We start from the raw sequence: 18,483 nt of genomic DNA, 5'->3' as shown, positions 1-18,483 counted from the left end.
TATTTGCGAGGTTAGTATGCGCAGGATATTTTTTTCTATACTAGATAAAGTTTGCAAAAATAGATACCGAAATCACGGTCAAAATACCGCAGACCACGATGGACAGACTGCTCATGGCGCCTTCGATCTCACCCAGTTCCATGGCTTTTGCAGTTCCCAGCGCATGAGCACTGGTACCGATGGCAAGACCTTTGGCAATAGGATCCTCGATCTTACACAGGCGGCAGATCGTATCTGCCAGAATATTACCTAAGATTCCGGTGACAATGATGACAACTACGGTAATGGTCACGATCCCACCCATTTTTTCAGAAATCCCCATACCGATAGCCGTGGTAATGGACTTCGGCAGAAGCGTTACATACTGCTCATGATTCAGACCGAACATCAGGCTTAAAGCAAAAACGCTCACCATGGCAGTCAGCACGCCGGCGATGATTCCGCCGAAAATGGCCTTGGGATAAGTCTTTAACAGCTCCAGCTGACGATACAGAGGCACTGCCAGGCTGACCGTTGCCGGAGTCAGGAAAATACTGATATATTGCGCACCGTTTGCATAGGTCTCATAATCTATATGGAACAATAACAATACTGCCACGATCAGGATTACGGAGATCAGTAAGGGATTGGCAATGGCTTTTCCAGTCTTCTGTTTGATCCACAGACCGATCTCGTATGTGACCAGTGTAATGGCAATGCCAAAAAATATGGACTGACTCAATATTTCATTCATTTATCTGTCCTCCTTATCATCTGCGGCAGCTTTGGTTCCGACCATCTGCATGGCTGCGGCACCTTTGTTTTTCTGCCCCCGGATAATATGCTGGCATACCCGGCCTGTCACGATCATGATCAGTACCGTGGATACCACCGTGATCACGCAGATGGGAAGCAACATCTCTTTTAAAGCATCCACACTTGCCATGATTCCCACGGTAGCGGGCACGAACATAATGGACATGGCATCCACGAGGAAATCCGCTGCGGTCTCCACCTTTTCCAGTGGGATCAGCTTCGTGATCAGCCCCACCAGCATGATCACCAGACCATAAACGCTGGCTGCGATGGGAAGTGGGATCAGGATCTCCAGAAGCTCTGCCAGAAAGGAGATTCCCAGGATAATCGAAAATTGTTTCACATATTTCATGATATTGTCACCCTACCTGTTAACTTTAGTATTTCATTTCTTTGATGTCGGGGTCAAAAGCCCCCGACTTTGATGCCTACGGATTGCTCCGTGCTACGCACTCCCACGTCTCCGCTCCGCTTCGGTCCGTGCTAGACATGTGCCACTGGCACATAGCACCCTACCCAATATTCGCATATCGTGGGATTATCATCCCACTTTTATGCTCATATCAGGGCGGGTCCTAAGGTCTTTCACCCACCTATGAGCAAGCTCATGTGGGCTTAGACCTTTTGGCCCTGGCATCATCATTATATTGCACACAAACAAAAGAAGCTGCGCACTATTTTTCAGCACGCAACTTCGTATTATACTACTCGGTTTTTACTTTCACAATCAGCATTCTCTACCATTTGAGTAGACTTTTTGACCTTGCTTTCGTGAATTTTTACCTTACATCTGGTGTCTTACCACCGCATATTCGTCATCCAGTCGGAAGTAGGGACATTCCTGCTGTGTTCCGGATAAAAAGCGGTACATTTCATCTTCATCCAGATTCACCATGCAGCAATAGCATTCATAGTCTTCGTCATATTCATAATTGACACAAGCGTCACAATTAGTCATTTTCCCTCTCTCCGCATATGCCTTTCATGGATGTATCCTACACTATCCTCATATGCTTTTGTCTGTTTTGCTTCGGTTTCATTATGGTATTTTCACTGTTTCATGAGTTGCCATGCAAGTACTGATAGATTTCCCGTTTTCCGACACCCCTGTCTTTTGCCACCTGCTTCATGGCGGATTTATTATCCATGCCCTGCTCTTCGTAATAAGCCATATGTTCTTCAATGCTCATGGATTCCCAGGATGCGATCTCTTCCTGTCGTTTCTCTTTCGGACTTTTCCCTTCCACTACCAGGACATATTCCCCGCGGGGCTCCTCTGTCTTGTAGTAATCCAACGCCTTTTCCAAAGTGGTGGGGAATACGGTCTCGAACTTCTTGGTCAGTTCACGGCACAACGTGATCCGCCGCTCCCCCAGTGCCGCATACAGTTCCTCCAGTGTCCGGATCAGATGATGGGGAGCTTCATAGAGGATCATGGTACGGCTCTCGGTCTTCAGTTCCTCCAGGATCATTTTCTTTTCCTTTTTATCTGCAGGCAGAAATCCTTCAAAGCAAAACCTTCTCGTACTGAGTCCCGACAAAGTCAGCGCCGTAATGCATGCTGCCGGACCCGGCAGAGAAGTGACGGGAACGCTCTGCTCCTGGCACATCCGCACCAGTACTTCACCGGGATCGGAGATCGCCGGGGTACCGGCATCAGTGATCAACGCAATGTTCTGTCCGTTTAACAGCTGTCCTACCAGCTGGTGCGCTTTTTCTACTTTATTGTACTCGTGGTAACTGGTCATAGGTGTGTGGATGTCGAAATGATTCAGCAGCTTGATACTGTTACGGGTATCCTCCGCCGCGATCACATCCACCGTCTGCAGGGTCTCCACCACCCGCGGTGTCATATCACCCAGATTTCCGATAGGCGTCGCACACAAATATAAAGTTCCGGGCATGAGCTCCTGCCTCCTTTCCAAATCACTTTCCCTTTTTAATATCCATATATATCATATATTTCCGGCATATATACTCCCGGCGCCTGGTACACGATCAGTGGCTTTTCCACGGTCATGCGTGATCTGCCGCCTCGCACCGCCTCGATGAGCACCATATTGGGCTCCTTGTCGATATAGGGATATACCAGCTGCATCCGTTTCGGCTCCAGCTTGTATTTTACCAGCATGGTCATGATCTCCGCCAGCCGAAAAGGGCGATGTACCATGTAAAAATGTCCGCCGGGCTTTAACAGTTTTGCTGTCCTGCTGACCACATCCTCCAGCGTGCAGAGCACTTCGTGTCTGGCGATTGCTTTTGGTTCCTCCGGGTTCGTCAATCCATGCTGTCCGATCATATACGGAGGATTGCAGGTAATACAGTCAAAGGAAGCAGCCGGGAAAATCTGGTCTGCTTCCTTGATGTCTCCTGTCACGATGTCAATGCGATTCTGCAGGTCATTCAGTGCCACGCTGCGTCTCGCCATATCTGCGCTCTCCTCCTGGATTTCCAGTCCGGTGAGATGAGAACAGTGGTATTTTGCCTCCATCAGAAGCGGGATGATCCCGGTGCCTGTGCCAAGGTCAAGCATCGTATCCCTTTCTCTGGCATGGGCAAATCCTGTCAGAAGCACCGCATCCATACCGAAACAAAATTTCTCCCGATTCTGTATGATCTGATAACCGTTCCGCTGAAGGTCATCAATTCGTTCTTTATCCCTCAGTTCAACCTTCATTCGTGTTCTCCGGTTTTCTTCCGTTACCGTTATTACCGTTGTTGCCGTCTCTTCTGCCGCCGTGTCTCGGTCGTCTGCGGAAGGAATTGTCCCTCTGAGTTCTGCGCTCGCCTTCCTGACCGTTACCACCTTCCTGTTGTGTCTGGCTGGCGGGACGGAACTGATCTGCTCTCTGTGCATTGTCCCTTACCTGGTCCGGACGGTTCTGGGGACGGTTCTCGCGGCGTCTGTCACCTCGATTATTATCCCTGCGGTTCTCACTTTTGTTGCCATTGTCACCACCACGGTTGTCATTGCGGTTCTGATTCTCGCCGTTACGGTTATTTTCCCCGCGGTTATTATTTCTGCGGTTGTCGTCCCTGCGTCCGTCGCGTCTGCGGTTTTCTCCACGGTTGTCACCACGATTCTCTCCGTCAGTTCTCTGCTCTCTGCGGTCCTGACGCTGCTCCGCACGTTTTTCTGCGCGTTCTTCCGCTTCTTCCTTCTCCTCGATCTCCTCTAACTTCTCGAGTTCCTTCTGTTCTTCCTTAGACAGTTCCTGACCGCCCTTTTTGCCGCGGCGTCTCTTGAATTGTAACGTGTCTGCCGCGTACTCCTTCAGTTCCTTCTCGTCGCCGACTTCTACCAGCACCTTGACCAGCTGGCGCAGTACGTTGACGCTCTGTACCTCGCCGTGCAGTCCGTCCGCCGTCTGGACATAGTCGCCCACACCGGGAAGCTTGCGGTTCAGTTCCTCGTAAGTGTCTTCCTCATTTTTCAAACAGCACATCAGTCTGCCGCAGACTCCGGAGATCTTCGTCGGATTCAGGGACAGATTCTGCTCCTTCGCCATCTTGATGGATACCGGTACGAAATCCGACAGATAGCTGTGGCAGCACAGAGGCCGTCCACAGATGCCGATACCACCACGGATCTTTGTCTCATCACGGACACCAATCTGACGCAGCTCGATACGGGTCTTGAACACACTTGCCAGATCCTTTACCAGTTCACGGAAGTCGATACGTCCGTCTGCTGTAAAATAGAATAATACCTTATTGTTATCAAACGTATACTCCGCATCGATCAGCTTCATTTCCAGACCGTGCTTTAAAATCTTCTCCTTACAGATCTTGAAGGCTTCCTTTTCCTTCTCCTTGTTGGCAGCCTCCTGCTCGATATCTCTCTCTCCGGCGATCCGCATCACAGGCTTCAGCGGCTGGATCACCTTGTCATCCTCCACTTCATGCACTCCCGCAACGACCGTGCCGAACTCAATACCTCTGGCGGTCTCCACGATCACGTGGTCGCCTCTCTTTATCTCAAGCTGCAGCGGATCGAAGAAATATACCTTGCCCGCTGTACGAAATCTTACACCAATTACTTTTGTCATATCTATCTACCTCACTGATGCCGGTGGCATCTTCTAATAAATTAAAATAACGTAGCTATTCAGCACCCCATCGCAAAATAGCAGCTGCCTGCGCGAAATGCGCCTGCAACTGCTATTTTATCATATCTTTTCGAAAATGACTACTCTATTTCTTCTATCGCTTACCGCTTTAGGATCTGAGTTCCACACCCAGCTTATTGTTCAGGTTCTTGAGAATCTTCTTCACGTAGCCGTCCACTGCCTCTGTGGTGAATTCTTCCTCCTTCGGGGCAAAGGTTACGGTGAAGGCCATGGACTTCTTCTCGGGTCCCACCTGTAATCCCTCATAGACATCGAAGAGTTCTACGGACTCCACGAAGCTGCTGGCTTCCGCGATGGCCTTCTCTACCTCGCCACAGGTAACGGACTTGCTCATTACCAGTGCCAGGTCTCTGGTCTCCTTGGCGAACCTGGAGATCGGTGCGAAGGTAGGAACCTTGCCGTATACGGGACGCAGGGCTTTCAGATCGATCTCTGCGATGTATGCGGATTCACGCATATCTTCTTCCTTCTGGATCTCGTAGGTCAGCTGACCCAGGTAGCCGATCTCTTCGCCGTTGTACAGAATCTTTGCAGTACGATAAGGATGCAGGAAGGTCTTCTTGTCCTCTACATATTCGAAATCAATGAACAGAGTCTCTGCTACGGTGTCTACCAGACCTTTCAGAGTGAAGAAATTCTCTTCCTTGCCCCAGATACCGATGCAGATGGTCTCTCTCTCATCGGGATACTCGGTCAGCGGCAGATCCTTAGGGATGAATTTATTGCCGATCTCATATACTCTGCCTTCCAGACAACCGTTCTTCTGGTTACGGGCAATGGCATGGATCATCTGGGGAGCCAGAGTGGTACGCATCAGAGACAGATCCTCGTTGATCGGGTTGATCAGACGGATGGCCTTTCTCTCCGGTGCATCCTCAGGCAGGCCTAACAGATTCAGATCGGAAGGAGAGAAGAAGGAATAATGTACACCCTCAAATGCGCCCTGTGCACACAGTGCTCTCTTGATCTTAAGCTCTGTCTTCTGCTTTATATTCATACCGCCGCTGGTTACGGCTGCTGCCTTCAGGAAAGTAGGCGTCACATGGTCGTAACCATACATACGGATCACTTCCTCTGCAATATCGGGATAGGATTCCATATCTTCACGATATGCGGGTACCTGAATGGTCAGTTCGTCACCGTTAATTACGGGCTGGAAGTTCAGGGATTTTAAGATTCTCTCAATATCAGCGGTAGGTACTTCAATACCCAGTACACCATTTACTTTCTTGATGCTTGCCTTCATCTCGGCAGGCTCGATGGAGTTGCCGGTGCTGACTTCTACGTGAGTAGAGGATACTTTACCGCAGCCCAGCTCCTCGATCAAATGCAGTGCTCTCTTGCTGGCCATAACGGTAGCATACTCATCCACACCCTTGGCATATCTCTGGGAGGAATCGGAAGACTGTCCCAGTGCTCTGGAGCTCTTGCGGATATTGTCTCTTGCAAATTTTGCGGACTCGAAGATGACAGCCTCTGTGGTGTCGCGGATCTCGGAGTTCAAACCACCCATGATACCGGCTAAAGCTACGGGCTTTACGCCATCGCAGATAACGAGGTTATTTTCGTTTAATTCAAACTCTTTTTCATCCAGGGTCATGATCTTTTCCTTGTCATGGGCACGTCTTACATGAATGGCATTGCCTTCAATGTAAGAAGAATCAAATGCGTGCATAGGCTGCCCCAGCTCTTTTAAGATGTAGTTCGTGATATCTACAACATTGGAGATAGAACCGATGCCCACCAGTGCCAGACGTCTCTTCATCCATGCGGGGGATTCGCCGATTTTCACATCAGTTACATAGTGTGCGATATATCTGGGGCACAGATCCGGAGCATCCACGGTTACGGTAAATCCGTCCTTGGTAATGCCGCTCTCAGTATAATCCAGTGCCGGAGTCTTCACAGGCTTATTCAGGATAGCCGCTACTTCTCTGGCAATACCGAAGATGCTCTCGCAGTCCGGTCTGTTGGCGGTAATGGCAATGTCGAAGATCCAGTCATCCAACTGTAACAGGGGCTTTACGTCCGCACCGACCTCAGCATCCTCCGGCAGTACCAGCAATCCGTTGTAGCCAGCGCCGGGATACAGATCCTCGTTCAGTCCCAGCTCAGTACCGGAACACAGCATACCGCAGGACTCATAGCCACGAAGCTTGCCTTTTTTGATCTTCATGGTACCTTCGATGGTCACATGATCTTTTGCGGTAGCATATACCTGCGCACCTTCCAGTGCTACGGGGTATTTGCCGCCTGCGTGTACGTTATCTGCACCACAGCAGATCTGCAGGGGCTCTGCGCCTCCTACGTTTACCTTACATACATGTAAGTGGGTCTCAGGGATCGGCTCACACTCTTCTACCAGACCTACGACCACACCACTGATATCCTTGCCTGCTTCATAGGATTCCTCTACCTCAAATCCGCAGGAAAATAACTTTTCCTCCAGTTCCTTGGCTTCTACATCAATATCTACATATTCTTTTAACCAACTAAGTGGTACTAACATATCTTTTACCTCCTTCGGCGTCGTCTTTTACGACGTCCTCTCGTACTATTCCTTGCATTGCTACTGTTCTAAAATCATATTTCCGTGATCTTAGTCATCATTGATCTGATCCAGTACTCTCATATCAGATTGATATAACAGTTTGATATTGTTAATACCGTACTTTAACATTGCCAGACGCTCAATACCGATACCGAATGCCAGTCCACTGTACTCCTCGGAATCAATGCCACAGTTCTCCAGTACCTTCTTATTCACGATACCTGCACCCAGTACTTCGATCCAGCCGGTACCCTTGCACAGACGACAGCCACAGCCTCCGCAGGCGAAGCAGCTGACATCCACCTCTACGGAAGGCTCGGTGAACGGGAAGTAAGAAGGACGCAGTCTTGTGGTGGTACCTTCACCGAAGATTTTCTGTACCAGTACTTCCAGCATACCCTTCAGGTCGCACAGAGTGATGGTCTTGTCTACTACGAGACCTTCCATCTGGGTAAACATGGGAGAATGGGTCGCATCATCATCGGATCGGAATACTTTACCGGGGCTCAGGATCTTGATGGGAGGCTTCTGGCTCTCCATAACGTGTACCTGACCTGCAGAGGTCTGGGTTCTAAGCAGAAATTCCGGAGACAGGTAGAAGGTATCCTGCATGTCTCTTGCGGGGTGATCCTGCGGGGTATTCAGTGCGGTGAAGTTGTAATAATCGGTCTCGATCTCAGTACCTTCATATACGCTGAAGCCCATGGATGCGAAAATGTCGATTAACTGGTTACGCACCTGAGTTACAGGATGCAGATTACCGGTCTTACGGCTCTTTGCCGGCATGGAGATATCGATCTTCTCACTCTCGTAGCGCAGCTCCATCTCTTTTTCTTTTAACTTCGTATTCAGCTCGTCAAAATGCTCGCTGGCCCAGTTCTTCAGTTCATTGACTTTCTTACCGAAGTCAGCTTTCTCTTCCTTGGGTACGGAACCCATCTGCTTCATCAGACCGCCGATAATACCGTTCTTGTCCAGAATGGTCTTCTTGTACTCGTAGACACCCTTGGTATTCTCAATCTTTTCCAGTTGTTCCCGGATGTCGGCTTTGATCTGTTCGACTTTTTCATTCAATTCGTTTAAATCTGCCATCTTACTCCTCATTTCTGTGTGCTATTCTGCACACTGTGCCTTGTTGCACACGTGTTTTTACTTGTGCCTGGGTGTGTATTGCATTTTCATATTGTAACTATTCAGAGCCTCATTCGCAAAATCGCATCTGCGATGCTTACTTGGAGAACAGGCTTACCTGTTCTCTGCTCATTGAGGCTGCTTCGCCATTGGCTCTGAATAGTTACAAAAAACCGCGCATACAAATTCACCCCATTGGGACGAATTTTATATCCGCGGTACCACCCAAATTCCTTATGTGAAAAATGAAAACTTCTTGAAGCTATCTTTACATTCACGATAAGACTCTTAACTCACGTAACGAGTGAGGAAACGTCATACCCTACCAAATCTTCCATTCTTCCGGTATGCGGCTCGCGTGGGAATTTCGATTCTGCTTGAACCTCAGGAAGCTTTTCAGCCGGTGAACTTCCCTCTCTGTCAGGAAAAAAGAATCTTACTGTGCACGTTCATTGCCTTTACTTTGATATGATAATACCGGAATAGCGGAAATGTCAAGGTCTTAATTCACAGAAGTCTCTCTACTGCCTTGGCTGCCTCTGTCTTATCCGTTCTCTTTGATCTCCAGCATCAAAAGTTCCATCGTCAGATCAAAGTTTACATTAGCATCCAGACGTCTCTTGGCCTTATCCAGGGCTTCGATGACTTCCTCGATTCCCTCATAGCTGCTGCGCTGGGCCACGCGGCGGATGGCACTGATCTCTTCACGAAAAACGAGATGGTTCACATCACTGGTTGCCTTGAACAGGAGCACATCCCGGTACCAGATTGCGATGAGATCCAGATAATCATTGATCTGCAGCTTATATTCCGTGATCTTTTTGATCGCTGCGGTGATCTCACTCAGATCCATATCCTGAATATATTTCAATAGCGACAACGCTTCATTCTTAATATTATCGAAGTCCTCACTGGACGCCAGAGATTTCGCCTTGCCGATATTACCTCTGGCAAATGCCACACAGACCTCTGCCTTATAATCTGGCACCTGCAGCTGATGCATGAGATAATTACGCACCAGTTCATCGGCTACCGGCTTCATGTTCAGTACCACGCAACGGCTGAGGATCGTCGGCAGCAGAGAATTCACGTTAGAAGTCAACAGCATGATCACTGCATACTCAGGCGGTTCCTCCAGCGTTTTCAGGATTGCATTCTGCGCCTGGGGCGTCATCTTCTCTGCCTCGTTCATAATATAGATCTTATACGGGCTGCTGTAAGGTTTGATGGCGATATCGTTGTTGATCTGCGCACGAATATCATCTACGCTGATGGTATTGGGCTTCTCATGGCTGACATAGATAATGTCCGGCTGGTTGTCCGACAGCGCCTGCTTACAGGAATGGCATTCCTGACAAGGCTCGGTTCCGCCCTTTTCACACTGCAGGGTCATGGCAAATACTCTGGCAATAAATTCTTTGCCGGAGGATTTTTCACCGTTGATGATATAAGCATGGGAAATCTTCTTCGCCGAAATGGCGTTCTGTAAATGCTCTTTAATCTGTTCCTGACCTATGATGTCATGAAATGTTGCCATTGGTATTCCCCCTGTCCGTATCTTATTGTCTTTTTGGTCCTGCTTTTATCGTACTGCCTTCTTGCGAATCACGCAAGCGTTTCCTGTATTTTTCATCAGGTAAAGATATCCAATAACAGTCCCCGGATCTCCCCAATCTTGTTCAGGATCGCCAGATTGTCTTTTTCATCCTTCATCAGTTCCTGTGCCAGCTGATCCAGATTCTCATCCACCAGCCGGATAATGCCATACACACGGTGCCGGCCTCTCCGATCCAGGAAGTTCTCTCTGGAAAAAGAATGGGATCTGGTCACCACTTCATTGAGAAATTCCTTGACCAGCCCACGGTAATGTCGCATATCCTTCACATCCCGTTTCTTGGCCAGCTTTTCGCCCTCTGTGGTGATCTCCGCCATCAGGTTCGTCAGTCGCTCCTGAAGTTCTGCTTCCTCCACATGGCTCGCCAGCATGAATTTGAAGCTGCCGTCCGTGGGCGCTGTGTTCTGTACCTGCTCCACGGGAGCCGGCTGCTGTATCTGATTTACTCTCATTTCCATACGCCCACCTCTTTTCCTCTGTTTACCGGCTTTATTCCGGCATTTTTCTTCTCTGTTATCAGTATTTCGGCTATATTCCGGCTTCTTTTAAGTACTTTGTAATATCTTTCAGACATTTTGTCAGATCTGTATTCTCGAATCTGTCCCGGATCCCTGCTGCCGCCAGCTTTTCTTCGGAGAAATCTGCGCTGTCCGCCAGAAATCTGCGACACATCTCTTCGTACTTCGGCTTCTCCTGTCGCAGTTCCCTGTCCAGTGCCCGCTGCAGGCGTACACCGTCATCCAGCTCAATATAGACCGGCAAAATAGCTTCTGTTCCGAAATAAGCAATCATTTTCTCATAGGCTTCCAGTGTTCCGATCATGAGATAATTCTTCGTGGTCAAATCTATCTGTCCGTCATCCACTGTAAAATACCGCCAGATGCCATAGACCGTATTATAAGCTCTGTCCTCTATGACCCTCCCCTGTTCCCTCAGGGTCTGAAAACCGGTCTCATCTGTGAAAAAATATTCCACACCATTCTCTTCTCCTGCACGGATCGGTCTTGTCGTATAAGGCACGATGGTCCTCAGATCCATCGTGCCCTCTTTCATCAGTTCTTTAAAAACAGTATCTTTCCCCGAGGAACTTTTCCCCATGAGATATACAATTTTTCCCATATCTGCGTTCTCGTTTTCCCGCTCCTGTTTCGGCTGTTTGACCGCCGTACAGTACGTTTTTATTCTACTTCCACCACGTGGATCATATCGGTCTTACCTACCACGCCCAGAGGTACGCCTGCGGTGATGACAACCGTATCCCCGGTTTTCACCAGACCGGCCTGCTTTGCCTTGAATACCGCTTCCTCGAACAGAGCATCCGTGGTCCGCTCCTTCTGGATCATGACAGGTTTTACACCCCACAGCAGATTTAACTGGCGGTATACCTTCTCATCCAATGTACAACCGATGATCTGGCATCCGGGCTTATAACGTGCGATCATATTCGCGGTAAATCCGGACATGGTAACAGTGATGATGGCTGCTGCCTTCAGGTCAGATGCCACGCTACAGGTTGCATAAGAGATTGCCGTGGTAATATCCGGAGTCTCCTGTCTGTCTTCCTTGACTCTCTGCATTCTTCCGCGGTAGTCAATATCCTGCTCTGCTCTCTCCGCAATGCGGGACATAGTCTTAACAGCCTCTACCGGATACAGACCGGCTGCGCTCTCGCCGGAAAGCATGATGGCTGTGGTTCCGTCATAGATCGCATTGGCAATATCTGTTGCCTCCGCTCTGGTCGGACGTGGATTCTTGATCATGGACTCCAGCATCTGGGTCGCAGTGATTACATGCTTGCCCTGTGCCACTGCCATCTTGATCATCTTCTTCTGCAGAATAGGTACTTCTTCCAGAGGAATTTCTACACCCATGTCACCACGTGCTACCATGATACCGTCTGCCACGTTAATGATCTCTTCCAGATTCTGGATTCCCTGCATGTTCTCGATCTTGGCGATGATCTTGATCTTGCTGCCTCTGTCCTCTACGATCTTGCGCACTTCCTGAATATCTTCCCTGGTTCTGACAAAGGAAGCTGCGATAAAGTCAAATCCGTGCTCTACACCAAACACAATATCTGCCAGATCCACCTCACTGATATAAGGCATGGACAGAATCGCTCCCGGCACATTGACACCCTTATGATTCGATACAAAACCGCCGTTTATGACCTTACATACAATGTCTTCTCCTTTGATCTCTTCTACCGTCATTTCGATCAGACCGTCATCGATCAGGATCGTTTTCCCGACATTGATGTCATTTTTCAGATTTTTGTAGGAAATAGTGGCTCTTTCCGCTGTTCCCATGATTTCTTCCGTTGTCAGGACAAACTGCTGACCGGATACCAGCTCTACCTTACCGCCCTCAAAATCACGCAGACGAATCTCCGGTCCTTTGGTATCCAACAGAGTTGCTACCGGCAATCCCAGTTCTTTTCGTACTTTCAGTACTCTGTTGTATTTAACCAGCTGTTCCTTATGGCTTCCATGGGAAAAGTTAAAACGTGCCACGTTCATGCCTGCAAGCATCAATTCTCTTAATTTCTCCTCACTCTCACTGGCCGGACCGATGGTGCAAATAATTTTGGTTTTTCTCATACAGGCTAAATCCTTTCTGCTGCTATTTTTTTTGATTTTTGACTACGGTAATGCAATATTCGTCTTTTTCGGTGACTCCCTGTACCTTCAGACCCTTTCTGAAATACTCCGCAAGCTTTCGGCAATGGATCTCTTCGATCTGTTCTCCCGGTACCAGCACCGGAATTCCGGGAGGATACAGATTCACAAAATCTCCTGCAATCCTGCCTGCAGCCTGTGCCAGAGGAATCTCCTCTTTTTCGGCATCCCATGCATCCGCAAGAGACAGAATGACTTCCGGCTGCATGTGATAGAGAGATGTCTCTCTGGAATCTCCGCCTTCCGTCTGTGGCTGCGTCTGCCACCTTCCCGCAGATATGTCACGATCGATGGCAAGCAATGCATCCGTCATTCTTGTGTATGCCTCGTCACTGTCTCCTATGGTGAACATCGCAAGACAATGATCTGCAGCTGCCATTTCCAACTGCAAGTGGTACTCCTCTAATAGAATATCATAAATCTGCTGTCCTGACAAACCTGCCTTTGAAGATAATATCACCAGTTTTCCGATATCCTGTCTGGCATCCAGCGGCAAGAAATGAAGGTTCCTGCATTCTGACAGTTCTGTCAGCATTCTCAGATAATTCACCTGCAACCGGGCAAACAGATAATCTCCCTGCTCCTTTACCAGCTGTAGTGCATTGTCAATTCCTGCCATTAGTACATAGGATGGACTACTGGACTGATAAATATGCAAAAACCTGCGCAAACGCTCTCTGTCGACCAGTCTTCCGTTGACATGAAGCAACGCGCTCTGTGTCAGTGCCGGCAAAGTCTTATGAACACTGTGGATCACCAGATCCGCGCCACACTGGCAGCTGTTCTTCGCAAATCCTTCCGCCAGTCCCAGATGAGCACCATGGGCTTCATCCACGATCAGAGGAATTCCTTTACTATGTACCAGCTTTGCGATCGTCTCTATATCTGCGATCCTGCCTTCATAAGTGGGTGACACCAGAAATACCGCATCCGGAACAGGCTCCCGGCTGAATGCCTCTGCGATCTGTTCCGGAGTTACCGCATCATAAATATCATACTCCTCCATCATTTTCGGATACAGATAAGAAACTGTTAAATTTCTCAGATATGCCGCATGATACGCAGATTTATGGGCTCCTCTGGTCATAAGGATCCGCCCGCCCCTCGGAACCGCCGCACTGATTGCCGCCAGAACCCCGCAGGTACTTCCGTTGATAAGGTAAAAGCTCTCGTCTGCGCCGTACAGTCCGGCTGCCTCGTCCTGTAATCGTCTTAGGATTTCCTCTGGAGCATGTAGATTATCAAATCCATCAATCTCCGTGATGTCGATATCCATGATCTCCCGGGGGAATTCTCCACAAAGCAGTCTCTTATGTCCCGGCATATGATAAGGATAATAATCTGTCTTACTGTAGTCTTTTAATCTCCGGTATAATTCACCCAATTCCATCATTCTCCTGTTTTGGGTTTCCACCCTTTTATTTTCCCTGCTCCTCTTCAATCTTCCGAAGCTTCTCGATCAGGGCTCCATGTCCCTTATGTACATGAAATGTCTCCATAAGCGAACACCATTTGTCTGCCATGGTGACGATCCAGGCTTCACGACACATGGGAACTGCGGAGATTGTTAGCGGCCACATATGTTTTTTTATAATATCTTTTTCCCTGGGAGTGAGATGGTATTCCTTCTGTGCATTGTGAAGCGCTCTTCCCGGATGATAAAAGCCATGCAGCTTATGGGGGCTGATATGATCCGGCGTGTGCCAGTCGTACAGAAAGTAATCATGCAATAATGCCCCACGGATCAAATCCTTTTTTTCACAGGGAATATGCAGCTTCTCGCTGATGGCAAGACTATATTTTGCCACATTCATACTGTGATCATTGACTGTCATGTTACCGTGCTGTACATGTGAACGTGTGGAGCGAAAGTTCTTAGAACGCAGAATATCCGGTGCTACCGCCCGGATCTCCTGCCTTAACTGTCGTTCTCTTTCAAATCTCTCTTTCCACTTCTGCACTTTTTTTGCTGAACGCTGTTTCATAGAACTGCCTTCCTTCTCAATATCCCATCATCTATAGTCACACTGATTCGCATTAATAGTAATAGCATACTACCGGGAAACCGGTAGATACATATTCATAAATAGCTGCCGCCATATTCAGTGGCAGATTGACACAACCGTGAGAGCCTGATGTCAGATAGATGGTTCCACCGAAGCTTCCTCTCCAGGTAGCATCATGCATTCCGACATTTCCGTTAAAAGGCATCCAGTAGTTTACCGGCGTCTCATAATCCGCACCGCGTAATACAGCATTTTTTGTCTTATAGGTCAGTCCGAACACTCCGGGAGGGGTCATGCAGCCCGCTTTGCTCATATTACCGGATACAAAATCTGTCTCCAATACAATGCTTCCATTCTGGAACAGATAAAGATGCTGATTCGTCAGATCAATTTCCACGTAGGAATTACCGATATCGTCACTTCCCTTTTGTGCTCCCTTGCTGCTGTATACCGGTTCCTTGTCGATGTTTTCTCCCTTTTCAATAGAAGCTGTCAGTTCTTTGACCTCTTCCTCGCGGTCGGTCTTCCAGCCGTAAGCTCCGCTGGGCAAGGTAAGCTCAATTCCCTGAACTGTGGTAAACTTTCTCTTTTTGCCATAGGTATCGTATTCTTTGGCCTGCTCTGCTACGAATTCCTCGATTGCTTCCTCGTCCAGTTGGGGATCCTTGTTATCCGTCTGGATCCACTCATGGATCGTATCTCCGTCAACGACAACCTTATTGCCGTTCCAGTCATAGGTGATCTGTGCGCTGACCCATTTATTCATGGTATCACAGGCTTTTACCAACGCTGCATCCTCTGCCGTTATTTTGGCAGTTTCATAACAGCCCTGCTCCTCCAGATCTACCGTGGTATCTCCCTGCATGATTGCTGTGGATACTACTTCTTCTACCAGGTTGTTGTTCAACTCTATTCCCATGGTCTCCGGAATGATTTCATAATTCTTGTTCTTCTCGGAATATTCACTGATATAAGCATCTTCCGGTGCAATCATATTTTTGTTCTGCAGTGCAGGCATCTGTGCCAGTTGTTCCTGCAATTTGTCTGCATCATAGGACACACCCTGAACTACATCATGATTCTGCGTACTCCACAGCATCTCAATCCACAGGAATTCATTCTGTCTGTCCAAAAGCTCCTGTGCCGCATTCAAAGTATCCACCCAGTACATTCCAATCTCAGATGCTGTGATCGTACCGATCTCTTCCTGCACACCGTTCTCATCTCTGCCCAGAATCTGTAAACTATACTGCTGTGACTGCTGATCCATGATCGCCGCTACCTCTGTCGCCGTCATATTACTGCAATCACTGTTATTGATATAAGTATGATTCAGGAAATGAGACTGGTAGTAAATTGCCACACCACCATATGCCAATAGAATTACTGCAACTACAGCTGCTACAATACCAATCCATTTTTTGCTCTTTTTCTTCTGTACCGCTGTCTCTTCCACAGGCTGTTTTGTTTCCTCTTTGCTCTCCGTTTCTTTCTTATCAGCCTCTTTCTTTGTTGTTTCTTCTTTTAATTCTTTGTTATCGGTTTCCATTTTATCTTCTGTTTCTCCCTCATCTTATTTCTGTTGCGCTCATTATAGCATTTAATTTCGTAAAAAAACAGTGTGAAAAGGCTGAAAAAAAGCCTTTTCACACTGTTTTAGAATACTACTTGCACTAATATCATATAAAGTATGGTCCCTACAGCTATACTCAGCAACGTATTTTTCTTCCAGATATGAAGCAATGCCACCACGGCAATAGACAACAATTCCGGAATTCCATGACTGCCGGTAAACAGATTAATTTCTTTTACACAGTAAATAACAAGAATCACCATAATGGCCGGCGGGAGTACTTTTCCCAGATATGTGACTGTTTCCGGAACCTCTCTCTTTCCACCAAATGCCACGAAAGGAACTGCCCGTATGATCAAAGTAACAATAGCTGCAACTGCTATGATTGCGACGGAATGTAACATTTTTTCTTAACTCCTAATAATATGATTGCGGCAATGGTCAATGCAGGTAATAAAAAGGTGTCTGCGCCCAGTACCAGTAAACACAGAACTCCGACAACGCCTCCGATGACTGCCGGTTTATGTTCTTTCGTATCCATCCACTGGTTGACTACTATAACTGTGAATAATGCCGTCATGGAAAAATCAATTCCCGTAGTGTCGATTGGCAGGACACTTCCGGCCAGTGCACCTACACAGCTTCCCAGAATCCAATAGCAATGATCCAACAGAGAAATGTAGAAGCTGACCCGTTCCTCACGCATTCCCTCAGGAACTTTCAGATCACATAACAGAGAAAACGTCTCATCCGTAAGGGAAAAGATCATATAAGGATATGTTATACCCATTTTTTTGAAATTTTCTACAAAAGAAAGTCCGTAAAATATGTGTCTGCCATTGACAAACAACGTCATGATCAGTGTATACCACAGACTTGCTCCCACCGTCAGCAAGGTGACCAACACAAACTGCATGCTTCCCGCATACACAAACAAGCTGATAAAAAAGGCCCACCAGAAGCCGTATCCTGCATCATTCAGCATCAGTCCAAAGGCAAATCCCAGGAAAAGATATCCCAGCATGACTGGTATGGACTGTACGATTGCGTAACGCAGTTCTTTTACTTTACTTTCCATTTCGATTTTAAATCTCTTTCGTTGATTTCTTTGTTTCCGACGAATTATTTTAGCATATCATTCTTGTGCAGGCAATGGTCTGATATAGGTTCTCTTGTGCCTGGAAAAACTATGAGAAACACGCTTCGCGAGTTTCTCAAGTTATCGCAGCAGTCGCCAAGGTCTCGTGCAAGCACGGACTTTGGCTCGTTGCTCGCATAAATTAAAAGAGATCAATATACAAACCGTATATTGATCTCTCTGCAATGAGACACGGGGGATTCGAACCCCCGACAACTTGATTAAAAGTCAAGTGCTCTACCGACTGAGCTAGTATCCCATAAATATTTATTTTTGCATATTACAAATGCCCAGAACCGGAATCGAACCAGTGACACGAGGATTTTCAGTCCTCTGCTCTACCAACTGAGCTATCTGGGCATTTTAGATCTGAATTTTAACTCAGATCTTAGTAGCGGGGACAGGATTTGAACCTATGACCTTCGGGTTATGAGCCCGACGAGCTTCCAGACTGCTCCACCCCGCGATATTATGTTGTATATGATATGTTTTCCTTTTCAAAAATATTCCTGAAAAAGAAAATGGATGGAGGTGGATTCGAACCACCGAAGCAAATTGCAGCAGATTTACAGTCTGTCCCCTTTGGCCACTCGGGAATCCATCCATATGGAATTGTATTCCATAAAGCCGATGATCGGACTCGAACCGATAACCTGCTGATTACAAATCAGCTGCTCTGCCAATTGAGCCACATCGGCGTATTCATAACAGCTGATTTGTAATCAGCAGTTCTGCCTACGCTTGACTCGTTTCACTCCTCAATCGTCATGAATTGAGTCACATTGGCGTAACATTTAAAACCGTTTTCACTAGAAATGGGGCCTATAGGGCTCGAACCTATGACCCTCTGCTTGTAAGGCAGATGC

The 18,483-nt window shown here is 47.6% G+C and carries 16 protein-coding genes, 6 tRNA genes, 1 pseudogene and 1 other annotated feature (1 of these 24 cut by a window edge); all 23 genes and pseudogenes read right to left on the bottom strand.

Annotation, left to right across the window (positions count from 1 at the left end):
* Window positions 1-40: 40 nt before the first annotated feature.
* Window positions 41-733, bottom strand: a complete 693-nt coding sequence (locus DWZ61_RS11450) for an LrgB family protein (RefSeq protein ID WP_117569186.1) — start codon at window positions 731-733, stop codon at window positions 41-43.
* The gene (locus DWZ61_RS11445; RefSeq protein ID WP_118538589.1) at window positions 734-1,147 is read right to left on the bottom strand and encodes a CidA/LrgA family protein; all 414 of its coding nucleotides are present in this window, start codon (window positions 1,145-1,147) and stop codon (window positions 734-736) included.
* 432 nt (window positions 1,148-1,579) lie between these two features.
* Window positions 1,580-1,753, bottom strand: coding sequence for a DUF6472 family protein (locus DWZ61_RS19765; protein ID WP_022312743.1), 174 nt, complete (start codon window positions 1,751-1,753; stop codon window positions 1,580-1,582).
* 100 nt (window positions 1,754-1,853) lie between these two features.
* On the bottom strand, window positions 1,854-2,699 hold the full coding sequence (gene rsmI / locus DWZ61_RS11435) for a 16S rRNA (cytidine(1402)-2'-O)-methyltransferase (protein ID WP_022312744.1): 846 nt from the start codon (window positions 2,697-2,699) through the stop codon (window positions 1,854-1,856).
* 35 nt (window positions 2,700-2,734) lie between these two features.
* Window positions 2,735-3,472, bottom strand: a complete 738-nt coding sequence (locus tag DWZ61_RS11430) for a tRNA1(Val) (adenine(37)-N6)-methyltransferase (protein WP_118538587.1) — start codon at window positions 3,470-3,472, stop codon at window positions 2,735-2,737.
* 466 nt (window positions 3,473-3,938) lie between these two features.
* A pseudogene (locus DWZ61_RS20400) lies at window positions 3,939-4,844 on the bottom strand (stage 0 sporulation family protein); the annotation flags it as partial.
* Window positions 4,845-5,013: 169 nt separating this feature from the next.
* Window positions 5,014-7,434 carry a phenylalanine--tRNA ligase subunit beta gene (gene pheT, locus DWZ61_RS11420; protein WP_118538584.1) on the bottom strand — a complete coding sequence of 807 codons (2,421 nt, stop codon included), beginning with the start codon at window positions 7,432-7,434 and terminating at the stop codon, window positions 5,014-5,016.
* Window positions 7,435-7,524: 90 nt separating this feature from the next.
* A complete protein-coding gene (locus DWZ61_RS11415) occupies window positions 7,525-8,568 on the bottom strand; it encodes a phenylalanine--tRNA ligase subunit alpha (RefSeq protein WP_022152876.1) in 1,044 nt (347 codons plus the stop codon).
* A 232-nt stretch (window positions 8,569-8,800) separates the two neighbouring features.
* Window positions 8,801-9,069 (bottom strand) — a binding site (T-box leader).
* 82 nt (window positions 9,070-9,151) lie between these two features.
* A complete protein-coding gene (locus DWZ61_RS11410; protein WP_117466061.1) occupies window positions 9,152-10,144 on the bottom strand; it encodes a DNA polymerase III subunit delta' C-terminal domain-containing protein in 993 nt (330 codons plus the stop codon).
* 95 nt (window positions 10,145-10,239) lie between these two features.
* Window positions 10,240-10,680 carry a YaaR family protein gene (locus tag DWZ61_RS11405; RefSeq protein ID WP_117466062.1) on the bottom strand — a complete coding sequence of 147 codons (441 nt, stop codon included), beginning with the start codon at window positions 10,678-10,680 and terminating at the stop codon, window positions 10,240-10,242.
* Window positions 10,681-10,750: 70 nt separating this feature from the next.
* The gene (locus DWZ61_RS11400) at window positions 10,751-11,341 is read right to left on the bottom strand and encodes a guanylate kinase (RefSeq protein WP_117466063.1); all 591 of its coding nucleotides are present in this window, start codon (window positions 11,339-11,341) and stop codon (window positions 10,751-10,753) included.
* Window positions 11,342-11,400: 59 nt separating this feature from the next.
* A complete protein-coding gene (gene pyk, locus DWZ61_RS11395) occupies window positions 11,401-12,822 on the bottom strand; it encodes a pyruvate kinase (RefSeq protein WP_118538582.1) in 1,422 nt (473 codons plus the stop codon).
* A 22-nt stretch (window positions 12,823-12,844) separates the two neighbouring features.
* Window positions 12,845-14,284 (bottom strand): PLP-dependent transferase, encoded by a 1,440-nt coding sequence (locus DWZ61_RS11390; protein ID WP_182427055.1) that lies wholly within the window; start codon window positions 14,282-14,284, stop codon window positions 12,845-12,847.
* A 34-nt stretch (window positions 14,285-14,318) separates the two neighbouring features.
* Entirely contained in the window at window positions 14,319-14,885 is a 567-nt protein-coding gene (locus DWZ61_RS11385) for a hypothetical protein (RefSeq protein WP_022312595.1), read from the bottom strand.
* 52 nt (window positions 14,886-14,937) lie between these two features.
* A complete protein-coding gene (locus tag DWZ61_RS11380) occupies window positions 14,938-16,455 on the bottom strand; it encodes a peptidoglycan binding domain-containing protein (protein ID WP_118538578.1) in 1,518 nt (505 codons plus the stop codon).
* A gap of 107 nt (window positions 16,456-16,562) precedes the next feature.
* Entirely contained in the window at window positions 16,563-16,883 is a 321-nt protein-coding gene (locus tag DWZ61_RS11375) for an AzlD domain-containing protein (protein WP_117466068.1), read from the bottom strand.
* On the bottom strand, window positions 16,859-17,557 hold the full coding sequence (locus tag DWZ61_RS11370) for an AzlC family ABC transporter permease (protein WP_118538576.1): 699 nt from the start codon (window positions 17,555-17,557) through the stop codon (window positions 16,859-16,861). The genes DWZ61_RS11375 and DWZ61_RS11370 overlap by 25 nt, the downstream gene beginning before the upstream one ends.
* 246 nt (window positions 17,558-17,803) lie before the next feature.
* Window positions 17,804-17,876: transfer RNA gene (locus DWZ61_RS11365), tRNA-Lys, on the bottom strand.
* Between the two features lie 28 nt (window positions 17,877-17,904).
* A tRNA-Phe gene (locus DWZ61_RS11360) sits at window positions 17,905-17,977 on the bottom strand.
* Between the two features lie 32 nt (window positions 17,978-18,009).
* Window positions 18,010-18,083 (bottom strand) — tRNA-Met (locus DWZ61_RS11355).
* A gap of 56 nt (window positions 18,084-18,139) precedes the next feature.
* Window positions 18,140-18,221 (bottom strand) — tRNA-Tyr (locus tag DWZ61_RS11350).
* 21 nt (window positions 18,222-18,242) lie between these two features.
* Window positions 18,243-18,315: transfer RNA gene (locus tag DWZ61_RS11345), tRNA-Thr, on the bottom strand.
* 118 nt (window positions 18,316-18,433) lie between these two features.
* Window positions 18,434-18,483: transfer RNA gene (locus DWZ61_RS19935), tRNA-OTHER, on the bottom strand; it runs 77 nt beyond the window's last position.

Origin of the sequence: Clostridium sp. AF34-10BH, from assembly GCF_003478095.1 — a bacterium.
Classification (GTDB): Bacteria; Bacillota; Clostridia; order Lachnospirales; family Lachnospiraceae; genus Acetatifactor; species Acetatifactor acetigignens.
This window is presented reverse-complemented; position numbering and strand designations above follow the sequence as displayed.

What these genes read in the sequence shown, in the direction of transcription:
- pheT (WP_118538584.1), bottom strand. Translation starts at nt 7,434, where the DNA reads ATGTTAGTACCACTTAGTTGGTTAAAAGAATATGTAGATATTGATGTA.
- DWZ61_RS11380 (WP_118538578.1), bottom strand. Translation starts at nt 16,455, where the DNA reads ATGGAAACCGATAACAAAGAATTAAAAGAAGAAACAACAAAGAAAGAG.
- DWZ61_RS11385 (WP_022312595.1), bottom strand. Translation starts at nt 14,885, where the DNA reads ATGAAACAGCGTTCAGCAAAAAAAGTGCAGAAGTGGAAAGAGAGATTT.
- DWZ61_RS11415 (WP_022152876.1), bottom strand. Translation starts at nt 8,568, where the DNA reads ATGGCAGATTTAAACGAATTGAATGAAAAAGTCGAACAGATCAAAGCC.
- DWZ61_RS11445 (WP_118538589.1), bottom strand. Translation starts at nt 1,147, where the DNA reads ATGAAATATGTGAAACAATTTTCGATTATCCTGGGAATCTCCTTTCTG.
- rsmI (WP_022312744.1), bottom strand. Translation starts at nt 2,699, where the DNA reads ATGCCCGGAACTTTATATTTGTGTGCGACGCCTATCGGAAATCTGGGT.
- DWZ61_RS11410 (WP_117466061.1), bottom strand. Translation starts at nt 10,144, where the DNA reads ATGGCAACATTTCATGACATCATAGGTCAGGAACAGATTAAAGAGCAT.
- DWZ61_RS11450 (WP_117569186.1), bottom strand. Translation starts at nt 733, where the DNA reads ATGAATGAAATATTGAGTCAGTCCATATTTTTTGGCATTGCCATTACA.
- DWZ61_RS19765 (WP_022312743.1), bottom strand. Translation starts at nt 1,753, where the DNA reads ATGACTAATTGTGACGCTTGTGTCAATTATGAATATGACGAAGACTAT.
- pyk (WP_118538582.1), bottom strand. Translation starts at nt 12,822, where the DNA reads ATGAGAAAAACCAAAATTATTTGCACCATCGGTCCGGCCAGTGAGAGT.
- DWZ61_RS11370 (WP_118538576.1), bottom strand. Translation starts at nt 17,557, where the DNA reads ATGGAAAGTAAAGTAAAAGAACTGCGTTACGCAATCGTACAGTCCATA.
- DWZ61_RS11430 (WP_118538587.1), bottom strand. Translation starts at nt 3,472, where the DNA reads ATGAAGGTTGAACTGAGGGATAAAGAACGAATTGATGACCTTCAGCGG.
- DWZ61_RS11400 (WP_117466063.1), bottom strand. Translation starts at nt 11,341, where the DNA reads ATGGGAAAAATTGTATATCTCATGGGGAAAAGTTCCTCGGGGAAAGAT.
- DWZ61_RS11405 (WP_117466062.1), bottom strand. Translation starts at nt 10,680, where the DNA reads ATGGAAATGAGAGTAAATCAGATACAGCAGCCGGCTCCCGTGGAGCAG.
- DWZ61_RS11375 (WP_117466068.1), bottom strand. Translation starts at nt 16,883, where the DNA reads ATGTTACATTCCGTCGCAATCATAGCAGTTGCAGCTATTGTTACTTTG.